Source organism: Ochrobactrum sp. SFR4, assembly GCF_019730395.1.
In the GTDB taxonomy this organism is placed as follows: Bacteria; Pseudomonadota; Alphaproteobacteria; order Rhizobiales; family Rhizobiaceae; genus Pseudochrobactrum.
This window is the reverse complement of sequence record NZ_JAAPBB010001188.1, coordinates 1-245: the sequence shown is the minus strand read 5'-3', so window position 1 is coordinate 245 and position 245 is coordinate 1. Positions and strand designations below refer to the sequence as shown.

The window sequence follows — 245 nt, the reverse complement described above, 5'->3', positions numbered from 1 at the left end:
GGCAATCTCCTCTTCGGAGAACAGTGCTTTCACACGCTCATAAAGAGCATCCGGCACGCCGAGTACCGCAATCTGAGTCAAGTGTTCTGTCCATTCCAGCACTGCACGGTCACGCTCATCAAAACACGGCGATTCACGCCATGCGCTCGTCATATAGAGTGTCTGCATATCCATCCCGTCCTGATGGGCATCACGAATGTGCAAGTCGGTGCAATAAGAACAGCCGTTAACCTGCGAAGAACGGA

The 245-nt window shown here is 52.7% G+C and carries 1 protein-coding gene; it reads right to left on the bottom strand.

From position 1 onward, the window contains the following. Positions 1 to 245, bottom strand: a 245-nt coding sequence (locus HBA93_RS22805; protein WP_221724751.1) for a carboxymuconolactone decarboxylase family protein, incomplete at both ends; no start/stop codon positions are given.